We start from the raw sequence: 16,169 nt of genomic DNA on the forward strand, positions 1-16,169 counted from the left end.
TTAAACCTCCCGCTTTGACCTCATTTTAAAATATTGATAAATATAATACGCTGAAATAACTGGATTTACTTTCAGTGCCGAAAGAAAATGCTTTCTAAAATACAATAAAAACCCTTGATATGCTTTTGCTGATAGTCCTATTGATCCATTATTATGTTTGTGATATAACGTTACTACACTTTTTACTACCTTACATTCGGAGTTATTTAGGATCATTCTTGTCCACATATCCCAGTCTTGGCAGCTTGGTAATCCTTCATCAAATAATCCTACTCTTTGAATATGTGTCTTTCTTACCATAACTGAAGGCGATGGTAAGAAACACCCCTTTAGAATTTCCTTTTTAGGAGTTCCTTCTATTTCAGCTCTGTATTGATGAACTATATCACCTTTTTCATCTATGGCATCCGTCCATGTATATACTATTCCTAAATTTTCATCACTGTTATTGAAAATCTCAATTTGCTTTTTTAATTTTTCAGGTAACCACTCATCATCATCATCTACCAATGCAATATACTCGTATTTAGCCTTCTTAATTCCTCGATTTCTTGAATATGGAGCACCTTTATTCGTATCGTTTCTCAAAAAAGTAAATTCTTTAAATTCCTTACTGTACTTATTAACCACTTCTTCATAATCCTCTTTATTTGGAGAATTATCATCAACTACAATAATTTCATACTCCTTGAATGTTTGCGCCTTAATTGACTTCAGCAAGCGCTCCAAATAGTCAGTCCTTTTATAGGTCGGTATTACAATACTAATCATATCATCTACACCATTTCTTTAATTATTAAAATCAAATTGAATAATACTTTCCTTTCCCATATCCTCAAAAAGTTGTAATTCCCCATCTGTTGAGTATTCAATTTTGTTCGGCACTAAAGTATTTTTAGAGGTAATCTCCACATTGTTAATAGTAAGTTTTCCTGGGAGTATTTGTTTAATTTGCTTTTTGAATAGATAAACATGGATAAATTTAAAGGGTGAGTATATTTTTGTTTTAATCACAATTGAATTTTCATTAAATATAAACATTCGCTTCATTATACCAAGTGGCGATAAAATTGTTAGAGTATCATTCTTTAAAAAACTTACCCCTCTCCATCGAATAGATTTTTTTAAAGAATGACAATAAGGTAATGGCAATCCTTTTACTGAAAAAAGGCTCTTTTGGAATTGCTCTCCACCGTAACATGGCGTAATGCTTTTCCCGTCACTTATAATATATGGAATTGGCATATCATTGGTCCAATACCCACCCGTCTTTGAAACAACGGCCTCATACTTACTCTTCTTTTCTACAATAAAATTTTTATCTGAATAACTCACTTTTTCATCGTGTGTAGATTTATCTAGGTTTAGGCTGTGAAGAACATTCGATGCCTTTAAGACAAAATACCCCATAAAAGGTAGATAATCAAAATAATTATTATAGGGATACCATCCTACGTAAGAGGGATCCTCTATATTTACCTTTTTAGGAATTGGTTGCTCTATGCCATTTAATACAAGGGGAAAGCTCCCATCCGTATGTTGATGTCTTACTAATAAATTTTTGACTTTTTTAATATCATTTAATAAACTGTTATCTTCAGTAAATTTGTATGCTAAGGTTAAAATATATATTAAAGCCCCATACCCAAAGGATTGCTTTTGCCCTCTTCCGATATAAGTTGTATCACCAGTAGATAAAATAAAATTTCTGATAAAATTAACGCCACTGATAAAACTTTTATAAAACTCTTCTCTATTTGTTAATTCATATATTTCTCCTATCATTGCTATTGAGAAGCAATGATATTGAAAGGATTCATCTTGTTTTTGATCTAAAATAAGCCCTGAGTCTAACTGGAAATTATTAACCTTACTAAGTGCCTCACTTATTGCCTTATTCTCATCTTGTTTCGCTAGTAATCGAGCATTACTTCTTAATAAGGTCCAATTTGTAACGGGCGTATGCTTAAATTTCAATGGATAAATAAAATCATAAATTTCTTTATCATTTTTCATGTTTAAATAATTCAGAAGTGCATAATTATTAAATTCCCAATGAAATTGAGAATCTTCTTTGTCTAATTTAATGTAGGAGTTAACAAGTTTCATCCTTGTTGCATCGTCCAATATTTCTAATCCTTCTAAAAGAGATAAGGAAAATGCCTCTCCATAAAAAGAGCGGCACTCAAAACCACTCTTATCACTTAACCATTTCATAATGAAATTGCCTATATTAACACTAATAAGTCTTAGATCCTTTTCTAGCCCCATTCTTTATAAACCCCTTTAACAAGTTTAAATCATCTTTAAAACGAAAGATGGATTTGAAGTTATAGTTATATCGTTTTACTTCCTTAATCATGAGGATTAACCATAAAAGAGCAACCACTAAATTCCCAATCGATATACCCATTGCTCCAAAATAACGTGAAGTAAAATAATATATTACAAGCGTAGAAAGAAAAGTCGGTACTAGAACAGTCTTAAACAACGAGATGACTGAACCTCTAATATTAATAAATGAATTTAGAGGTGATGCAATTGTTTTTACGATTACCAAGCCTAATACAATAAAGATCATATACAAATAAATAGTATTTACATCGCTTTGACCGGTTATTATTTTCAAATACAACTGTCCAAAGATAAGAAAGCCTCCTATTGTAAGTAGACCTAAATATATGGATAACCTAATAAAAGTGTTGGAGATTTTAAATGCATGTTCGTCGTCAGTTGCATGTGATAACGCTACGCTATTTTGATAGCCAAAAATCATGGGCAATATATTTGCAACATTAGCACTCATAAGGGCGACATTATAATCACCTACAATTTTGAGCGATACAAAAAAGGAAAGAAAAAACGTATCAGATTTATAAATAAAATTAGTTATAACTCCATTTAGATGTGTCCAAATAGAATAGTTAAAAAGATTAATTTTTATAAAACTTAAATCAATATTTTTTCGATTTAATAATTGTTTATAATTTAGTTTCTTACGAGAATATAGAAACCATACAATAATAAAGACAATGCCTACAATAAAATCTTTAAGAGCATTATAAGCTAATGTGGGTGAAAAAAGCAGACCAAACACAAAGATAATATTAAGAATAGATCTAATTGAAGCAATTTTAGTAACCGTTTTTTGGTTAAACTTAGATGTTGAATAAATAACTAATGGAGCAACTATGGAGTCTGCTATTAAAATAAAGGTAGCTGATAAAACTGCATAAAGAAAATTAATATCTTTAAAATGACCCACTAAATAAAATGAAAGTATTGCTGCAATAATTATAAATAATCCAGTTTTGCAGAAATTAAATAGGAAAAAATTCATAAAGTATTTTTCTGGATTATCTTCATACTTCTTATGATCCCTTAACATAACTGATTCTAAAGAAATATTCACAAAGTTAACAAATACGAAGTAACCAGAAACAACACCAATGATCCCATAATCCTCACGTTCCAACATCCTTACCAAAAAAAAGGAGAGTAAGAATTGCGTCCCTATTATTAAGAACTTTTCAATCACTGATTGAATAATATTTGAGATAATTTGTTTTTTCATTTAATCTCTACCCTTACTTTCCACATTAACTTTGTTCCTTTTTTTACTTTTACCATTGGAAAAGCGCTTGGGTTAAATAATTTCAATAAAATGTTATTATTTATAGGGGAAAATTCTCCTCTATACCAAAGAAAATTTCTTAGTCTAGAAAATTTTAATAGATTCTTTGAGATTAATTGAGGTAATGGTCTAGTTGCTGCCCATTTTGTACAAATCTTAATGACCTCTTTATCTGTTCTTAAAGGTAACATTCTTACATGTACAACCCACTCACCATTATTATCACGTACATACATTACTGGTTTCATTGCTGATGGAACTTTAGATTCTAATATATCAACGTTAACATTAAATTTGCTTCCTTTAAGGAAAACATTGTTAACCGGGTATTGATAGTAAATGTTTGAATTATTGTGTTTAATTTTTTTCTCCGCTATTATTGCATAATCAATAAATTCCTTTTTAAACCTAAATCTCATTACAAAATCCATAAAGATTGTATCTTCTAAACACTCAGCCTCGACAAATCTAACTATAGAATGATTGTCCATAATTTTATCATCTATTTTTAGTTTCCACTTGCCCTCTTTCATTTGATTCTCTATATTTGCAGCGAATTTTTTATTATCATAATTAATTTCCCTTTTTACTATGTTATATCTCCATCCAATACCCTCTTCTAATGAAAAAAAGGCCGAAGAATCAGCAGTTTCAAATCCCCATGGATTTATAATATTTTCATCGTTAATAAAAAGCTTATTAATTATATTATCTTTTATTAACCAATGCATAAACATATACCCCTCAATCAAATCATCATGCTTTATTAAGTAAGTATTTCAATTGAAAAGTGTTACTTAATATAATGACATTTAATGATTTGAATAATTTCATTTTATAATTAACTCTGCCATTTGCTTAGCTGTATTTTCCCAAGTAAAGGCTTTTACTCGTTCTTTCCCTTTTTCGACAAAATCATTGTATATTTTTTTATTAAAGTAAATATCCTCGATATCCTGTACAGTAACCTCTAAATTATCATGCGATGTTTTCACTGCAGCATTACCGGCAATTTCTGGCATAGAGGTTACGTTTGTTGTAACAACAGGAGTCCCAAATGCCATTGACTCAAGAATTGGTAATCCAAATCCTTCATAATAGGTTAAAAACAAAAATAATTTCGCATTATAATAAAGCAAATCTAGATACTCTTGAGGCAGGAAATCTAAAAATAATACTTGGTCTTCTATTTGAAGCTCTTTTACTCTATTAAAAAAAATTGATTCTTTCCAATTACTAATTCCACCTATAACTAATTGCAAATGATCTAATGAATGTTTTTTAGTGAATGTATAAAAGGCATCAATAGTATACAAAGTATTTTTTCGAGGGTCTAATGCACCTAAGCAAAAAAAGAACTCATCCGCAACCCCGCTTTTATCTTTAAATATCTTCCAATCATTCATTCGAAGATCGTTAATACTTTTATTACAACCATTATAAACAACTTGAATTTTACCAGTATCCAACTTAGGTATTTCACTAATAATATCTTCTTTTGCAGCGCCACTAATAGTAACTACTTGTTCAGATTCTCTCGCAATAATTGGGGCAATAAGTTTCCGGTAAAAGCGCCCTAATAATTGATACATACTTTTAGAATACGGGAGGATGTCCTTACTTTTCATAAACATAACATCATGTAATGTTAAAATTTTTTGCTTGCCTAAAAGGACTGTTCCAGTATTAAATGGAAACCAAACTTTTTTAATATCCTTTGGGAGTCTAAATCTCAATACTATTTGTTCCCATAAAATGTAATTTTTATTATTAATAACAAGAATTTCGTATCCTAACTTTTCTAGTTCAATCTGCAATTCATTCTCAACATCTTTATCGAAAAATAAATAAACCTTTTCTTGATAATAATTTTTAAAATGCTTTAGAGTATGGTACAAAACATTTCCCATTCCTCTTCTATTTCCATTAATTAATCTAGCATCAATTCCTAACGTCAATTTATTGTCTCCTTGGTATCAATTTAATTACTAATAGGTCTCTTAACCAAAAGCTTTATCTATCTTATCTAGCGCCGTTTCCGGTTAAACAAACTTTTATAGTCTTAAAAAGAATTTTTAAATCTAAGATCAGATTTACATTTTTTATATAATAGCGGTCTAATTCTAATTTTTCTTTAGGCGAGATATCATATCCACCATTCACCTGTGCCCAACCAGTTACTCCAGGTTTTACTTTTAAACGATCAATAAAGTTTGGTATTTCTTTATTAAACTGAGCAGTAAAAATAGGTCTTTCCGGCCGTGGTCCTATTAAAGTCATATCACCAATTAATACATTCCATAGCTGTGGGAGTTCGTCAATCCTAGTTATTCGAATAAAGGCACCTATTTTTGTCACCCGTGGATCCTGTTTTTGTGCCCATTGAGCACCGTTCTTCTCAGCATCAATACCCATTGATCTAAGTTTTATTATTTTAAAGTATTTCCCATTTAACCCAACGCGTTCTTGGAGAAAAAAGGATGATCCTGGTGATTCTAATCTTATGAAAATAGCAAAAAGGGTTATTACAGGTAATGAAACAATAAGTCCTAGAAGGGATAATATAATATCAATAAATCTCTTAAAATATAAATAATGATTGAGTTTATAGCTGTCAGATTGTCGGGAGTATGTTAAAGTCGGCGTATATTCTTGAAAAAAGTTTAAATTATGCTTTGAAGCTTTCAAAACTCTTACTCCCTTCTTTGTGACCCAACATTTGACATTGATTGTTTTACCAGTTTTTCAAGAAATGTCAACAAGTCATGTTTAATATCCTCTTGTTGTAGTGCAAATTCAATGGTTGTCTTCACAAATCCGAATTTCTCACCGACATCATATCGTTTCCCTTCAAAATCATAAGCAAATACTCGTTGAATTTGATTCAATTTCTGAATCGCATCAGTCAATTGAATTTCCCCACCGGCACCTTTTTCCTGTTCATCAAGGAACATAAAGATCTCAGGTGTTAATATATAGCGCCCCATAATTGCAAGATTGGATGGGGCCGTACCAGGCTTTGGCTTCTCCACGAAGTTTTGAACCTGATATCTTCGACCTTCTTGAACCGAAGGTTCCACAATCCCATATCGATGGGTCTCTTCGTTTGGCACTGTCTGAACACCAATGATAGATGAATAGGTTTCTTCATACTGATCAATCAATTGCCGTAGGCAAGGTGTCTCACTTTGGACAATGTCATCCCCTAAAAGCACAGCAAATGGTTCATTGCCAATAAAGTTTCGTGCACACCAAACGGCATGTCCAAGACCTTTTGGCTCCTTTTGACGAATATAATGAATGTTTGCTAGATTAGATGAATATTGGACTTTGTCTAGTACATCTAACTTTCCTTTTGATAATAAATTTTGCTCCAACTCATAAGCGTTATCAAAGTGATCTTCAATCGCTCGCTTTGTTTTACCCGTTACTATAATAATGTCTTCTATTCCGGATGCGACTGCTTCTTCCACTATGTATTGAATCGTCGGCTTATCGACAATCGGAAGCATTTCCTTTGGCATCGCTTTGGTTGCTGGTAAAAACCTTGTCCCAAGACCAGCAGCAGGGATAATCGCTTTTCTTACCCTTTTCAATTCTCGTTCCCCCTCTATCTTTTTCGTAAATCTAAGCATTCTCTGAAAAAAATAAATATCTAATGGAATTGCAAGTGCTATTACACTTATTCTTTCATTAGATATTTATTACATTTTTTAAATCGGGCATTTAACCCGCCCTCACATCATACCCCTGACGACCCGCGTCTAAGGTCCCTGTTCAAATGCGCAAGGACCCACAGCATGATCGAGTGCCCCCATGGATAACGGACAGGGAAGCCTCGCCGATTCAGGCAGCTACACCTGACAAACAATATGGTTCATTCTAGTGTTTCGATAGCCTTAGTCGGCTTTTTTATAAAAATGATTAAACGAACAGCATGAACCTGTCGATAATAAGAGTATAGGACTCTGAAACAACTTCCCTAAAAGATCCCAAAGAGCTTTTTCTTTTTCACTCGCTCCGGCACTTCTTTATAAACATGATTGCCTTGGATCACTAATGCCGCATTTTCTTGAAACATATAAATCATATCATTCCCGTACTTTTCCTGGACCTGACTATATGCTTCTCGCATTTTAAACGTCCGATTCGTCAGATTATGTGCATCAGAAGCAATAAAATGTGTCAGACTTGCTTCGATTAATTGCTGCGAAAAGGTCTTGATTTTTTTTCCAAAATCACCGCAAATGCTGGCTGCCGTGACTTGTGTTAATGCTCCCTTTTTCACAAACTGATACAGGATTTCAGGATTTTCAATGATCTCCTGATTTCGTTCGGGATGCACAATCACCGGAATAAGGCCTTTCATCTGCAGATCATAAAATAGCCTTTCCGTGTAGCGCGGTACATGACTTGAGGAAAACTCCACCAATACATATTGCGTTCCATCAATTGGTTGAATTTCCCCTGCTTCAAAGCCCTCGATCATTTCGCCATGGATTCGCACTTCCTGACCAGGAAGCACATTTAGATCAATCTTTTCTTCTAGTAAAATCTTATTTAACTCACTAACTCTATCGATAATCTCTTGCTTCGGATTTTCATATTGATTATTCAAATGATGCGGCGTGGCGACAATGGTATCAATCCCCTGCTCTACAGCCTTTCGCGCCATCATGATGCTTTCTGACATATCCTTTGCCCCATCATCAATACCAGGCAAAATGTGACAATGTAAATCGATCATAAGCAACACCTTTTTCCCGAAAATTGTTAAATTTCTATGACAATCTTAATGGTACCATCGTCGGCAGCATCAGTAAAGGGCGCCTTTTGTCAATATTTGTCGAATACTAGTTATTTGGACCCGTAATAATAGTAATAGTCCCCATTTTTAACTTCTTTATGGTTTAACACCACGCCAAGCAGCTTACTCTGAGCATTTTCGAGCAATTCCTTACTCTTCTTCGCCTGGTCGATTTCTGTCCTTTCACTATAGACAACCAAAACCGAACCATCGCATTGATTAGCCACAATCTGTGGATCCGCTACCGCTAACAATGGCGGTGTATCGAACAACACATAATCGAATTGTTCTTTTGCTTCTATAATAAATTGTTCCATCGATTTGGAGCTTAACAATTCTGCCGGATTTGGCGGAATCGGCCCACTTGTCAAAATATATAAATCCTCTTCTTCTGTTTCAAGAACAGTTTTGTCCAGCGTTCTTTGCTTTGTTAATACGGTTGTAAACCCAAATAGGTTATTCAGGCCAAACGTATGGTGAACGGTCGGCTTCCGAAGGTCAGCATCTACTAATAGAACCTTTTTACCCAGCTGCGCAAACGTCACCGCTAGATTTGCTGCTGTCGTTGATTTCCCTTCACCAGGTCCTGAAGAGCTAATCATGATGGTTCTTATTTCTTTATCTATAGAAGAATATTGGATATTCGTCCGAATCGTCCGGAATTGCTCCGAGATCGGTGACTTCGGTGCAATTGACGTGATTAACTTTCGACTTGAGTCTTTACTTATTGGTGTTTTCTTCTTCTTAAGAGCCAAGTGTCTCACCTCTTACCTTTGTATTTCGTGCAGCACGACGAGCTTTTATATCTTCTAGCTTCTGATCCTCAATCGTTGCGATGACACCTAAAATCGGCAGACCAAGAAGTTTCTCCACATCTTGTTCGTTTTTGATGGTGTTATTGAAATACTCAAGTAAAAATGCCAATCCGACACCTGCCATTAATCCAACTACAATCGCAATCGCTACGTTCAATAATGGTCTTGGCTTAATCGGGGCTGGGTTTTCTGATACATCCGCTTTTGCTAAGATACTGACATTTTCGACATTCGTATTCATAATTTTTGGTATTTCATCTTTAAAGACTTCTGCTGTCTCGTTGGCAATTTTCGCTGCCATTTTAGCGTTAGGATCCTGAACAGACAAGTTGACCACTTGGGAATCCTTCTCGCTTCCTACGGTAATCTTGCTTTTTAATTGCGCAACTGTCATGTTTATATCTGGATTTTCCGCCACGATATCTAAAATCCTCGGGCTTGTAATAATGGCATTGTAGGTACTAATCAATTGAAGGTTTGTTTGAACATCGCCTGGGCTGTACATCGATTGATCACTTTTCTTTTGGTTCACAAGAATTTGCGTTGAAGCTTGGTAAATCGGGGTTAAGAAAAAGAAACTGACGACTCCACTGACAATGGCAGCAATTAACGTTATCGACACGATTAACAGTAATCGTTTTTTCAATGTCTCAAACAACTCTTTTAAACTTATAGTCTCTTCCATTTTGTCCTCCTAAAATATTGCTAAAAAGCCAATGTTTATTATATCATATATTGTCATGTTATTAGTTATTCTGTCTAATTAATTTCTACTCCATCTATTAAACACCCTTTTTACAAAAATTTGAAGGGAAATCCGGAAATTGTCAGCATTTCCCTACTCCCATTTGTGCGACTTTTTGTAATTAATTGTAGAGATCCATCGAATATGGACAAATTTTCTAATATTGTTTGCTATAATAGAAATGCACTATGTTCATGGGGGTCATATACGCTATGCAAAAAATTCTAACGGCACTATTAGCTGTCGTATTCATTATTGTGCTCTATCTCGGTCAATCCCATTGGAATCAACAACTGGAAGCATCGGCTAAAGGGAAATCTCCTGCACATTCACCTGCCACTGCCGATGTTGAGAAAATGGACGATACAAGCGATCAGGATTTGCTTGGATTGACAAAGAATTGGCCAGAGACTGCCAGCGCTCGTTTTCAGGAAACGTTGAATGAGAAGCAGCCATTTAAGGTTCTATTTGTCGGTTCGCCGGCCATCAAGGACACCTACCCGATTATTCAGGAGAAACTAATGGGAGCTTTTGGGGAGAAGCACATTCAAGTCGACCTTAAGACCTTTACGACCACCACTACCCAACTCATCAACAGCAAGCAAGATGCAGAAATTGCCGCTGCGAAGGCGGATCTGATTGTACTGGAGCCGTTTATATTGACGAATAATGGTGTAGTCGGGATGGATAAAACCTTGAATGATATCACAAAAATCATCATCCAAAGTAAGGTTGCGAATCCGGAGACCACCTTTATTCTGCAGCCCTCCTATCCGCTTTACAAAGCAAAGACTTATCCAAAGCAAACAGACGAGCTAAAAACCTACGCTGCGAAAAGCAACATTGCCTATCTCGACCACTGGATCGCCTGGCCGGATCCCAACAGCGAGGAGATAAAAGACTACCTTGCGCCTGACAATGATGCTCCCAGCGAAAAAGGCATCAAGGTTTGGAGCGACTATGTGGTTGACTTCTTGATCAGTAAGTGAGGCAGGGGGCGGTTCTTCTGCTTCACCTGCGGCTGAGGCAGAAGAACCGCCCCCGCTTTAAACACAAAAAAGGCTGTTAGGAGCATGCCCCTAACAGCCTTTCGAATCTATATATATTTAACAGACAACCAGTTGTCTTAAGTCTGCTTTTATGTCCTCAAGCAATTTTTCCACCGTTATTTCTGTTTCATTTACGCCCTTATCATACGCCTTTTTCACAATCTCCGAAAAATCAGCGTGATTCGAGCTATTTCCTTTAGCATTGCGCTCCAAGTTCCTAAATCTCCCTCCTATGTATACTAGTTACATATTCTACTAGAAGATCCGGTGATTGTAAATACATTTCCAGTTTTTAGTTGTAGAAATTATGCGAATATTGTCAAAGCGGGTGTCAGGCACCAATTACAATAGCTTCCCCAAGATCCATAGGTCTTTCCTCTTGATCACCAAAATGATAAAGAATGGCATCGACAATTCTTCTAGACGCATGGCCGTCACCATATGGATTGGAAGACTTGGCCATTCGATCATGCGCTTCACGATCTGTTAAGAGTTCATCCGCAAGATTGAAGATCGTTTCTTCTTCTGTTCCAGCCAACTTTAGCGTACCTGCTGAAACACCCTCTGGACGCTCTGTTGTATCTCTTAATACTAATACAGGAACTCCTAGTGACGGCGCTTCTTCTTGAACACCACCTGAGTCAGTTAAGATTAAATATGCCTTTGATGCAAAATTATGAAAATCGATGACATCAAGTGGCTCAATTAAATGAATTCGGTTGTTTTCCCCAAGCACTCGATTCGCAATCTCCCGAACAACCGGGTTCATATGAACAGGGTATACGACTTGAATATCTTCATGTTTTTCCACAAGACGTCTGATGGCATTAAACATATTTTCCATTGGCTGCCCTAGATTTTCACGTCTATGAGCCGTCATTAATACTAATCTGTCATCACCTATTTTTTCTAAAACAGGGTGTGAATAATTACCTTTGACAGTGGTCTTTAAAGCATCAATGGCTGTATTTCCTGTAATAAAGATCGTTTCTTCCTTTTTATTTTCGGTTAACAAGTTATCTTTAGATTGGCTGGTTGGGGAAAAGTGAAGATCCGCTAAGATACCTGTAAGCTGTCGATTCATTTCTTCTGGATAAGGTGAGTACTTATTCCATGTACGCAACCCAGCCTCAACATGCCCAATCATAATAGAGTTATAGAAGGCTGCTAAGCCGGCAATAAACGTCGTCGTTGTATCACCATGCACCAAGACTATATCTGGCTTTACTTTCTGAAACACATCATTTAGTCCCTCTAAACCACGTGTCGTTACATCTATTAATGATTGTCTTGCTTTCATAATATTCAGGTCAAAATCAGGAACAATGTCAAAAATATGTAGTACTTGGTCAAGCATTTCACGATGCTGCGCGGTAACCGTAACAATCGATTCGATTTTATCACTATTTTTCTCTAATTCTTTTACGAGTGGAGCCATTTTGATTGCTTCTGGCCTGGTTCCAAACACGGTCATAACCTTTAGTTTTTCTTTCATTTCAGGAGCTCCTCTTCTATGTATTAATGAATCTACCAAAGTTTATAATAATGAGGATAGTATCTCAAGGGTATTACCTAATAGAAAATAGTACCTACTAAAAACGTAAAAAGACAAAGCAGATTGGCGAATGGTCCCAATCTGCAATGTCTTTTTACTATGCTTTTTTATTTAGCTGTAATTCCACATCGTATAGTATAGTTTTAAAATCTTCTCTCAGCCAAAAATACGTTTTTGTTTTTTTAAACTCGTCTATACAGCTTCTTACACTTTCTTCAAGCTCTGGCGTTAGCTCAAAGCTGCTAAGCCCGGCATCATTTGGGATTGATTGTACCCATTCCTTCAATGGAAAGTACTTACCATCCGAAGATACTTCCAAAGAAATGCACATCGCTTCTTTAAATCTCACAAAACTGCTTACATGAATCATAGATAGTATTCCCCCCTGACAATATAACTATATTATCTCATATATACAAAACAGATTGTTATATTAGTCAGGGCAAAACCTTACATTCTTACTGGCTCTGTCGTTTCTGCATTAATATTCCCTTTTTTATCCTTAACAAAAACTCTTACTTTGTACACACCTGGTTCACTAATCTTATAGTTTAAATCCACGTTCTCCTTGTAAGGGAACTTCTTAAGTAACTTGTTATCTAAATAAACATAATAGGCATATGTTAATTCCTTCCCTTCTGTAGTTGCCTTTACAGAAAAGTTCTTCGAATCCTCTTTATTAATCTCAACTTTTTCTATTTTCGGCCCCTTTCCTTTAGAGCCTTGATCTGATTCTTCTTTAGCAGCGTCCTTACCACACCCGGTGATTAACAATAACGTGACGATGAATAAGGTAAATAACTTTGTCTTCATTTTAAATTCCTCCCTCGGTGAACAAATAGTTAAACAAAATTATACACAAAGGGTAGTAAAGTTTACAGTTCCCATAAATTACATAAAAATGGTTCATTAGCATCTAGTGATGGCAGAGGGTTACTTTAAATGGGGATTAATTAGGGCTTTTATCAGTAGAATTAAAGGTTTCACTATTCTACAATAAGTAGAGTCCAATCATTTATTGGATAAAAAAGTTACCTTTTTACTACAATATTTTTCAGAGTTGTCAGGGGGAAAACCTTGAGTTTTACTAAATTTTCCAAAAGAACAAGGATCGTTATTTTCCTTATTGTGCTTATTCTTGGAGTAATGTTATTCATCACCAATTGGACCAATCATGAACCGAAAAGCGACGACGTGACAACAAGCAGCCAAAAGAAAGAACAACAGGTTGAAAAGCAGACTTATTCTTTCATAAACGTCAGTGATTTTGGCGCTCTAGGCGATGGGAGACACGATGATACAAAAGCTATTCTAAAGGCCATAGACCACGTTAAAGCTGGCGGTAATATTGTCTTCGATTCTTCTAAAACGTATCTCGTTACGGAGACCATTAAGATTACAAAGGATCTCACTATTACCACTAACGGGCAAAAGAATGCCACTATATTAATGGGAAGTAATAAAAAAAATGAGCCTGTTCTTTACTTTTCTGGTAAAGTGAAAAGTTCGGCAAGGATTGATACTGCTCTAAGGACAAGAGATAGTCAGATCAATCTTCCAAATATAAAAGATGTAGATTCAAATGACCTTTTGTTAATCGAGAGTAACACTCCTTGGTATTTCGAGCCTCGAACAGGCACAGAGAATTTGCACAAAGGCGAACTTCATAAAATGATCGGAGTTACTAAATCCGAAGCTATTCTTGCAGAAGGTATTTGGGACGCCTATGACCCACAAAAAGAGGATATTCAGGTAAAAGTAATCGATCCGATCCATATAACGATGGAGAAAATCAATATTGTCCGCAACCCTTCTAACGACCGGACAATAGGGATCAAACTAGAATATGGATCCAATAGTTCCATTAATAGAATAAACGTCGGCCATTCTACTGCTGTTGGAATCCATGTTGTGAGCAGCTATCGGACGAAAGTAGAGAATTCCGAAGTCACTGAGGCGAATGATAAGTACAGCGGGTACGGAATTCAATCATACGGCAGCTCCTATTCCACGATTCAAGATAATCGAATAACGGGTTCTAGACGAGGTATTGACGTATCTGGACAATATCCGGATTATTTCAGCACCGTGGAATTTAATACCGTCTATGGCGGCGGTAAAAATGAATTAGGGCTGCACTATTTAACAGAAGATACACAGTACGGGATTGGGACACATTCTACAGCCAACTTTACTGTATTTAGAGGAAACATATTAGCGAATCTCAATTATGGGGTCAATATACGAAGTGCCAATGTAACCATTAAACAAAATAAATTTCTAGGGTATTTTAAGGGTTCAGCCATCATTTTAGCGAACGGAAGAAATGCGTCCATTGTCGACAACGAATCAGTCAGTGGGAATAATGTCCCGCAAATCGCAACAAAAAACAATCTGCCCAAAAGTATTGAGAACTTTAATGCAAAAAACTTCCTTTCGATCAAACGGTCTTATGATTTAACCAGCAGAGTCCTGCAAATTGAACGGAATAAGGCATTAGACATTTCAGAATCATTCATTACGTTTTTGGATGTTGAAGGAACCAGGTCGAACCAGATCCAAAACCTGCAGGTCATCGATAACGATATTAAGCTTGCAAACAGGAATTCTATGGGGCAGCCGTTTTATTTTATTTTTTCCGAATTCCCTCTTAAAGCCCATTCAAGTGTATTGAATAATAATACAATGGTAGACTTTTCAATGAAACAGCAGCCTCTTGTTTCGAAGAACTTTATTGGAACTATAAACAAATAAAAAGACAGAGAGCCGAGTACATTTCTTACTCGGTTTTCTGTCTTACCATTTTTCTATTATCTTTTAAATCTATGATAGCATGCAGCTGTTGCAGAAAATCTTTATAATATTCTTCTTCAAAATGAAATGGCGATTTTCCCCAACGATGTGTTTCATCACCATAGTACTTTCCATTAAGGTCGATCACATGAATCCCGTCCATATGGTCTTCCATAAAAGAATAATAGGTATGTAATAACTCGTTATTCTCCCTAATTTCTTTCCTATTTTCAAATTCCTTCAGCTCTCCGGCAGCGGTCCTATATTTCTCCTGCCAGAACACCTTATGCAAAATGATTTGATTCCGGTCAAATTTCTTTTTCACATCATCGATAAATAAGGCCGCTTTATCAAACCACAAATGTTCTGGCAGATGAAGCCGTTTCAGAACTGCTGCTTGATCTACTTTCAGTTTTGCATTTACAAGTTCCGTAGACCTTGTAATATACGGACCTTGTTTTACTTTTATGAGATTCATTCTTTCATCTATTAAATCTATTATTAAATAATCTGAAGTTGGATTCTGTATATATCTCCTGAACATTTTCTGCAAATCATTATAGACCATTCTTTGTTGAAATTTAGATGGCAGGTGTATGTCCTCTTCCTTCATATTCAGCGCCTTAGAATACTGACTTATCATGGATGTACGGGCAAAATAGCGATTAATCGTAAAAGGGTTTTCCCATGCAAAGGCATCTCGTGTCACACAGCTTCCAAAAATATCTACTTTCACCGCCTGAAATCCTCCTTTAAACGTATAGATGTTTC

17 protein-coding genes are annotated in these 16,169 nt (G+C 35.5%); 2 read left to right on the forward strand and 15 right to left on the reverse strand.

Translation table 11 applies throughout. The features are described from left to right. The 10 genes from BABA_RS14830 to BABA_RS14875 all read right to left on the reverse strand — a co-directional run bounded on the left by BABA_RS14830 (position 1) and on the right by BABA_RS14875 (position 9,941). Positions 1-771: a glycosyltransferase family 2 protein gene (locus tag BABA_RS14830; protein ID WP_007086020.1), complete on the reverse strand. Its 771-nt coding sequence runs from the start codon at positions 769-771 to the stop codon at positions 1-3. A gap of 18 nt (positions 772-789) precedes the next feature. After that, a complete protein-coding gene (locus tag BABA_RS14835; RefSeq protein ID WP_007086021.1) occupies positions 790-2,271 on the reverse strand; it encodes a hypothetical protein in 1,482 nt (493 codons plus the stop codon). Further along, positions 2,240-3,574, reverse strand: a complete 1,335-nt coding sequence (locus BABA_RS14840; RefSeq protein ID WP_007086022.1) for a lipopolysaccharide biosynthesis protein — start codon at positions 3,572-3,574, stop codon at positions 2,240-2,242. The genes BABA_RS14835 and BABA_RS14840 overlap by 32 nt, the downstream gene beginning before the upstream one ends. Continuing rightward, on the reverse strand, positions 3,571-4,365 hold the full coding sequence (locus BABA_RS14845) for a hypothetical protein (protein ID WP_007086023.1): 795 nt from the start codon (positions 4,363-4,365) through the stop codon (positions 3,571-3,573). Before BABA_RS14845 ends, BABA_RS14840 begins: the two co-directional genes overlap by 4 nt. A 99-nt stretch (positions 4,366-4,464) precedes the next feature. Further along, a complete protein-coding gene (locus BABA_RS14850; protein WP_007086024.1) occupies positions 4,465-5,592 on the reverse strand; it encodes a glycosyltransferase family 4 protein in 1,128 nt (375 codons plus the stop codon). A gap of 64 nt (positions 5,593-5,656) precedes the next feature. Beyond that, entirely contained in the window at positions 5,657-6,322 is a 666-nt protein-coding gene (locus BABA_RS14855) for a sugar transferase (protein WP_007086025.1), read from the reverse strand. A 5-nt stretch (positions 6,323-6,327) separates the two neighbouring features. Then, positions 6,328-7,230, reverse strand: a complete 903-nt coding sequence (gene galU / locus BABA_RS14860) for a UTP--glucose-1-phosphate uridylyltransferase GalU (protein WP_007086026.1) — start codon at positions 7,228-7,230, stop codon at positions 6,328-6,330. A 386-nt stretch (positions 7,231-7,616) separates the two neighbouring features. Continuing rightward, positions 7,617-8,381 carry a tyrosine-protein phosphatase gene (locus tag BABA_RS14865; RefSeq protein WP_007086027.1) on the reverse strand — a complete coding sequence of 255 codons (765 nt, stop codon included), beginning with the start codon at positions 8,379-8,381 and terminating at the stop codon, positions 7,617-7,619. Positions 8,382-8,491: 110 nt separating this feature from the next. Beyond that, positions 8,492-9,196, reverse strand: a complete 705-nt coding sequence (locus tag BABA_RS14870) for a CpsD/CapB family tyrosine-protein kinase (protein ID WP_007086028.1) — start codon at positions 9,194-9,196, stop codon at positions 8,492-8,494. Beyond that, positions 9,186-9,941: a YveK family protein gene (locus BABA_RS14875; RefSeq protein WP_007086029.1), complete on the reverse strand. Its 756-nt coding sequence runs from the start codon at positions 9,939-9,941 to the stop codon at positions 9,186-9,188. Before BABA_RS14875 ends, BABA_RS14870 begins: the two co-directional genes overlap by 11 nt. A 254-nt stretch (positions 9,942-10,195) precedes the next feature. On the opposite strand from BABA_RS14875, the gene BABA_RS14880 reads away from it, so the two are divergent. Next, the gene (locus tag BABA_RS14880) at positions 10,196-10,990 is read left to right on the forward strand and encodes an SGNH/GDSL hydrolase family protein (protein ID WP_157273201.1); all 795 of its coding nucleotides are present in this window, start codon (positions 10,196-10,198) and stop codon (positions 10,988-10,990) included. 117 nt (positions 10,991-11,107) lie between these two features. On the opposite strand, the gene BABA_RS27360 is transcribed toward BABA_RS14880, so the two are convergent. From BABA_RS27360 to BABA_RS14895, 4 genes are all read right to left on the reverse strand, one after another. After that, positions 11,108-11,263, reverse strand: a complete 156-nt coding sequence (locus BABA_RS27360) for a YwzD family small protein (protein WP_157273202.1) — start codon at positions 11,261-11,263, stop codon at positions 11,108-11,110. A 118-nt stretch (positions 11,264-11,381) separates the two neighbouring features. Further along, positions 11,382-12,545: a non-hydrolyzing UDP-N-acetylglucosamine 2-epimerase gene (gene wecB / locus BABA_RS14885; RefSeq protein ID WP_007086031.1), complete on the reverse strand. Its 1,164-nt coding sequence runs from the start codon at positions 12,543-12,545 to the stop codon at positions 11,382-11,384. A gap of 157 nt (positions 12,546-12,702) precedes the next feature. After that, the gene (locus BABA_RS14890; RefSeq protein WP_007086032.1) at positions 12,703-12,975 is read right to left on the reverse strand and encodes a hypothetical protein; all 273 of its coding nucleotides are present in this window, start codon (positions 12,973-12,975) and stop codon (positions 12,703-12,705) included. A gap of 80 nt (positions 12,976-13,055) precedes the next feature. Next, a complete protein-coding gene (locus BABA_RS14895) occupies positions 13,056-13,418 on the reverse strand; it encodes a hypothetical protein (protein ID WP_007086033.1) in 363 nt (120 codons plus the stop codon). A 264-nt stretch (positions 13,419-13,682) separates the two neighbouring features. Between BABA_RS14895 and BABA_RS14900 the strand changes: the two genes are divergently transcribed. Continuing rightward, positions 13,683-15,359 (forward strand): right-handed parallel beta-helix repeat-containing protein, encoded by a 1,677-nt coding sequence (locus tag BABA_RS14900; protein WP_007086034.1) that lies wholly within the window; start codon positions 13,683-13,685, stop codon positions 15,357-15,359. Positions 15,360-15,384: 25 nt separating this feature from the next. On the opposite strand, the gene BABA_RS14905 is transcribed toward BABA_RS14900, so the two are convergent. Then, a complete protein-coding gene (locus tag BABA_RS14905) occupies positions 15,385-16,134 on the reverse strand; it encodes a DUF6270 domain-containing protein (RefSeq protein ID WP_007086035.1) in 750 nt (249 codons plus the stop codon). Positions 16,135-16,169 lie beyond the last annotated feature (35 nt).

The organism is Neobacillus bataviensis LMG 21833 (assembly GCF_000307875.1).
Lineage (GTDB): Bacteria > Bacillota > Bacilli > Bacillales > Cytobacillaceae > Neobacillus > Neobacillus bataviensis.